We start from the raw sequence: 6,058 nt of genomic DNA on the forward strand, positions 1-6,058 counted from the left end.
GATTTGAAGCGCAATATTTGCGGAGCGAAATGAAAACAATTTATTAACCATTCTGATTCAACGTAGATTTACAATGTTTTAAAAATGATTTTACATTGAGTACCGATGTACATAACTCATTAAGGGTGTATTTCCGGTTCAATTGATATTGGTCTACTGCTTAAAAAGTGTACAATGTGCGGATTTCTCTTCGTTTTCTAGGACTAAAATTTTAGGATTCAAATGTAGAGTAGAATCTATCCCGTAAAGTCAAAAGTAAAATGAATTTTTGGTAGTATTTCCCGTTCGTTTTTACAAGAGTCGAAAAGATCGTTCATAATAGAAACTTGCCTGTAAATTTTCAATTATATATTACATTTTCATAACAGTCAAAAACCGGATGCTAATAGTTTCGAAATTGTTTTTTGGAGATTTAGTTTTGTGCTCTGCCATCGAAAAGATAAACTGTAAAAATTCAATCTTTCTCCAAGTAATTTCCCATGATCGAGTAGGGTTTGTAAGTATCGTTCTATGATGTTTGTCGTTGATACAATAATCTGCGAATCCTGTCTTGTCTGTGTGAAATTTACGTCCAGGCATAGATAGATAACCGTATGTTCTCGATAGTGGTTATTTTTTGAATACGATTTTGTAATTGACTTGTTGCTGTGGTTTAGTTGACGTTTTTCAATTATCTTTATCTGCGTTCCAGGAATAGTACGAAAATTAAATCTTTTATATACTATTATAAGCATTTATTTTTTCGATCTTTCGCCTTTGTATAAACTTAGGTACAAATCTTTTGATTGAGTTAAATTTACAAAGTATTGAATGCTCGTTGTTTGTTTTACTAGGTGCTATATAAAAGATGTTTGAGATTCTACATCTAAAAGACGGATTTCCACCAAAATTTACGAGATCCTATAGCCGGGATTTAGTAGAATAAAATATATAATATTACTTCATGATGATTGATACAAGGGTTCCTTTGAGAATAGCGAGGTTCGAAGTTTTGCTACATCTTGTAGTATGATTTTATGTAAAATATAGCTGGAAGCCCGACGCAAACGAGTATGTATATTTGATACTCGCTGCAATATCCGTATCGATGTTTGTAGAGGATTTTGTCGAAAACTCGCTTTTTCATTTTTCATCAGGACGTTTGTTCGTTGGACGTGATTTTTATTCTTCTCGGCACTTTCAGAACGGAATAAGTTTCGAAGGCTCTATCTTTTGCTTTCTATTTCGGCTTTCTGAGAAATGAGACTAAAGTCGATTCTATGATTCACTTCTCATAGTATTTTTCTTTTTTTAAATGTTCGCTCTGAAATATATTCGATTCTTGTAATTTTGTCAGTTTTTTCAAGTCTGTTTATTATTTTATGTACTTTTAATATTAAAATAATTTTAAAATTATTCTTTTCTATTTTCCAAAAAACAGAACAAGTCTGCTGTTTTTTCTTTCTCGTCTTTTATGATTGTTCGCAGTGCTTAACGTTTTATGGAATTTCTTTTATGGCCTGTTTGTGTAAATTTTGTCAAAAAATTATTTACTTTTGTATTACTCGCGGCTATTATTTTGATGAAGTGATTATTTGGCATATTGTTGTAAGAACATTATGATAATTTGCTATTTGGAGTGGTTGAGCATTGTTTGTTTTTGGATGTTGTGCGTTATCTCCACTTCATATCGTATTTTTAAGTCTTTTACTAAAGGGTTATGGCGATGGCTAAGAAGATCAACAAATCCGAAGATAAAAAAGCACGATTCTTTTTTAAGCTTACTTCGATTCTTTTTCTCGCGCTCTGCTTATTCTTTTTGGATGCTTTTTTTAGGAGTGAACGATCTGTTTGAATTGGATCAAGCCGAAGTTGAATTGGATCGAATCGAAATTTCATCTCCTTCTTCGAGTTTAGCTCGGGGAACCACTGTGAATTTAAATGCGACCGCTATCTATAAAAATAATACTCATCGGGATATTTCTTCGGAGGGAGTCTGGTCTTCTGCGGATTCGAACATTCTCAAGTTGTTGACTCTATCTCAGTTTAAAGGGATGAATCCGGTTCTGGAAACATAAACATTGAGTTTCAAGGAAAGAATGCTTCTTCTACGTTAACCGTTACATCTGCGGTTTTATCCAATCTGATCGTTACTTGTGTCAATCAGGGAAGTGCCTTACCGGTGGGAATTGATCGTCAATGCAAATTGGAAGGAATTTTTTCGGATGGCAACACACAGGTTCTGACTTCTGATCCCGACACGTCTTGGAACGTCACTCAATCTTCCGTTGCTGGAGTGAATACCACTGGTCTTGTTTCAGGAATTTCTCCAGGTTCCGCTTCGATCACTGGTTCGTATCATGGTATCACTTCCAGTTTGACCATTACGGTAAGCGCCGCAACCTTGAGTTCGATCGCTTTGACTCCTGCAAACGCGAGTTATGCTCTTGGTAAAGTGCAGCAGTATACCGCGATTGGAACCTACAGTAATCAATCCACTCAGAATCTTACAAATCAAGTTTCCTGGGCTTCTTTAAATACGGTCGTCGTTACAATTGATAACTCTGCGTCCGCCAAAGGCTTTCTCACTACACAATCTCCAGGCTCTGCGAGTATCACGGCTACTTTAGGCGCGACTACCGGTCAAACTCAGGTTAACGTTACCTCGGCGGTTCTTACAAGTATTACGATTACTCCGGCGAACCCAAGTGTTGCTAACGGAAGAACTTTGTTTTTGACTGCAACTGGAGTTTTTTCGGATGGTACGGTTTCCGATATCACAAATCAAGTAACTTGGTCCAGTTCTTTGACGAGTGTTGCTACCGCGGATAACTCTGCGGGTTTATCCGGTAGAATTATAGGAATCGGAGTCGGCACTACAAATATCACCGCGGGGATTGGAGGAGTGGATAGTACTCTTTCTTTAAGCGTCACGAACGCTGTTTTAGTATCGATTCGAGGGTGTCAGCGCTCCTGTGTAAATGACATATCTTAAAACGAATCGAACTTCAACCGATCGCCGAAAATAATCGAAAATTGGTTCATGGCTTTCCCCCAATCTTGAATAGGCATGGTCCATTTTTTAGACATATTATTCAAAGCTAAATAAAGAAGCTTGATAGCCGCTTCATCGGTAGGAAACGAACCCCGATTCTTGATAATTTTTCTTAAACCCATATTCATAGATTCGATAGCGTTTGTGGTGTAAATCGCCTTCCGAATATTAGGTGGATAGGCCAAAAAAGGAATCACCGATTCCCAATTGTTTCTCCAGGACTTACTGATCATCGGATATTGACTGTCCCATTTGGTTGAAAAATCATCAAGGCTTTTCTTAGCAATCTCTGCCGACGGAGATTTGTAGATAGCCTTTAAATCAATCATCAACTCTTTCTTCTGTTTGTAAGAAACCCATTTCAAAGAATTCCTTACCATATGAACGATACAAAGTTGAACTTGTGCATTAGGAAAAACTGATATGATCGTATCCGGAAATCCTTTTAACCCGTCAACGCAGGCGATTAAGATATCTTCAACTCCGCGATTCTTTAAATCGGTTAAGATCTGAAGCCAGAACTTCGCTCCTTCGGTGCGCTCCACCCAAATCCCAAGTATCTCTTTTGTGCCCTGTAGATTGATTCCTAAAGCCAAATAGAAGGATTTGTTTTGAACGTGGTGGCCGTCTCTCACCTTTACGACTAACGCGTCCATGATGAGAATTGGATATACTTTATCCAAAGAACGATTCTGCCACTCGATCACCGTTTCCAGTACCGAATCGGTGACTTCTGAGATCAGATCCGCTGAGACTTCCACTTGATAGATTTCTTGGAGATGTTGGGTAATTTCTCGTGTGGTCATTCCACGAGAATACATCGAAATGATTTTGTCATCGAAGCCGGTAAAACGTGTCTGACCTTTTTGTATGATCTGAGGTTCGAAACTGCCGTTTCTGTCTCGAGGTATTTCCAAATCGATTGTTCCAAAATCTCCTTTGAGCTTTTTGTTACTTTTGCCATTCCGAGAATTTCCTGTGTTATTGCCCAACGAGGAATTCTTCTCATATCCAAGGTGATGCGTCATCTCACCTTGCATCGCTCGCTCTATCAACGACTTCGTTAGTTGCTTTAAGAGGCCTTCATTTCCCAGTAGATCTTCAGGACTCTTATCTTTGATTAATTCATCGAGTAGCTCTTCAGCTCGATTTTTGGGGTTGCTCATATTGGGTTTATCCTTGTTACTTTTTGGTTATTCACAAGTTATTTACACAATCAAGCCGACACTCTCCAAACATCTTAATATTCCTACTTTCTCTCGATACGGTTCACTTTCCGCTATCTCTTGTATCCTCTTATCCATCGCTTTTAAATTCTCTTCTTGAACTCTTACCCGACTATAATAGTCGTTAAATGTCTCTTGAAGGATCTCGTTGTTAAACTGTAGATTGTTCAACCATTTGTTATGACTGACTGTCCAATACTTTGTTTTTGAGTAGGTTATACCCTTTCTTAATAAGAATTTCATCAACCTCTGACGATTCCTTCCTAAATCCAAACGAAGGCTGTCACGGGATCTTAGATAATCCCTTACTGCTTCGTCCTCTTCACTCGGTACATGAATCGATTCTAATTCTCCACTTCGTAATAATTTTGCTAACTTGATCGCATCTCTTTTATCGGTTTTGATCTTATCCGAACTTTGTCTTGGTATCTTTCCTGGCGCTACAAGGATACAGTTCACTCCCAAAGACTTGAGATATCTGTAAAGTGGATAACCGGTTACTCCCGCCTCGTAACAACTATGTATCTCGTTCCATTCTGATTTTAGTTTATTGACGAACTTTTTGATCTGAACCTCATTATGTTTTATCTGCTGTTCTTTTACTATTTCCTTTGTATTGTTCGTTAAACTCGCAATTCTGTTCGTTTCTTTGTGGACATCCATTCCTACATATACTTTTCTTTTCATTACGTTCCTTCTGTTGGTTTTCTTGTTTTGTGGTATATGCTTGCATCGAACCCACGCTTTTCAAGCCCAGAAGGGGCGCCATTTTGTCTTAGTTGGCATTCAGATCGACCCTACTCATCCGAACGTTGCCAACGGTTTGACTCAGGATTTTACTGCTACAGGTCTTTATTCGGATGGTAGTAATCAGAATTTAACCGATTCTGTGACTTGGGCTTCTTCCAATCCGACTGTCGCGACGATTAGTAACGCTTCGGGATCGAACGGTAAGGCTACAATGCTTCAAACGGGATCGACTAATATCAGCGCGAGTTTGGGCCCGGTCACTTCCGATCCGAGTGTCCTTACGGTTACAAACGCGGTTTTAACGAGCATCATCATCGCTCCGACTTCTTCTTTCAACATCGCGAAAGGATCGAATCAAAACTTTGTAGCAACGGGTCATTATACGGACGGTTCATCCAGAGATCTGACGACTCAAGTGACTTGGACTTCTTCGAATACTTCCACTGCTACGATTAGCAACGCGAGCGGTCACGAAGGTTTAGCTTCCGCCGTTTCTGCCGGAACAACCACGATTACCGCAACTCTGGGAGCGGTTTCCAATTCTACAAGCTTGACCGTTACAGCTGCCGTACTAGTTTCTCTTTCAATAGGGCCTACGAACAGCTTTGTTTATATGACACAAACAAAGAATTTTACGGCTACGGGAACATATTCCGATGGAACGATGCAGGATTTGACGACCCAAGTGACTTGGACTTCTTCCGACACAACTCTCGGAACGGTGAGCAATGCTTTCGGAACGGAAGGTAGGGCCACGGGAATTGCGGCCGGAGCCGTGACAATCACTGCAACTCTCGGAAGCATTAGCGGGAATACTTCTTTGTCCGTGATCTTCTTGGATACGGTTGCTCCGACGGTCACGAATGTAGTGGCTTTGACTCCTACTACGGTGAGAATCACGTATTCGGAAAACGTAAACGAAATTCAGGCTAAGGCTGCGGCCAATTACAAATTGGCTCTTACATCTGCTGTGAGCGGAAGTTGTTCGGACAACAGCAACTTTACTTCTACTTCTTCCGTGGTTACTGTCTCTTCGGTGAGCGGAAGC

The 6,058-nt window shown here is 39.7% G+C and carries 1 protein-coding gene and 3 pseudogenes (1 of these 4 cut by a window edge); 2 read left to right on the forward strand and 2 right to left on the reverse strand.

Features of this window, described 5'->3' with window-relative positions; translation table 11 throughout:
* Positions 1–1,705 precede the first annotated feature (1,705 nt).
* Positions 1,706–2,938: pseudogene (locus LEP1GSC190_RS17935) on the forward strand (Ig-like domain-containing protein); the annotation flags it as partial.
* Between the two features lie 32 nt (positions 2,939–2,970).
* On the opposite strand, the gene LEP1GSC190_RS17940 reads toward LEP1GSC190_RS17935, so the two are convergent.
* Positions 2,971–4,200 (reverse strand): IS256 family transposase, encoded by a 1,230-nt coding sequence (locus tag LEP1GSC190_RS17940; protein WP_002749202.1) that lies wholly within the window; start codon positions 4,198–4,200, stop codon positions 2,971–2,973.
* A 57-nt stretch (positions 4,201–4,257) separates the two neighbouring features.
* A pseudogene (locus LEP1GSC190_RS17945) lies at positions 4,258–4,947 on the reverse strand (IS110 family transposase); the annotation flags it as partial.
* 88 nt (positions 4,948–5,035) lie between these two features.
* Here LEP1GSC190_RS17945 and LEP1GSC190_RS17950 point away from each other — a divergent pair.
* Positions 5,036–6,058 (forward strand): annotated as a pseudogene (locus LEP1GSC190_RS17950) (Ig-like domain-containing protein); its annotated part runs 2,150 nt beyond the window's last position; the annotation flags it as partial.

Source organism: Leptospira mayottensis 200901116, assembly GCF_000306675.2.
In the GTDB taxonomy this organism is placed as follows: Bacteria; Spirochaetota; Leptospiria; order Leptospirales; family Leptospiraceae; genus Leptospira; species Leptospira mayottensis.

What these genes read in the sequence shown, in the direction of transcription:
- LEP1GSC190_RS17940 (WP_002749202.1), bottom strand. Translation starts at nt 4,200, where the DNA reads ATGAGCAACCCCAAAAATCGAGCTGAAGAGCTACTCGATGAATTAATC.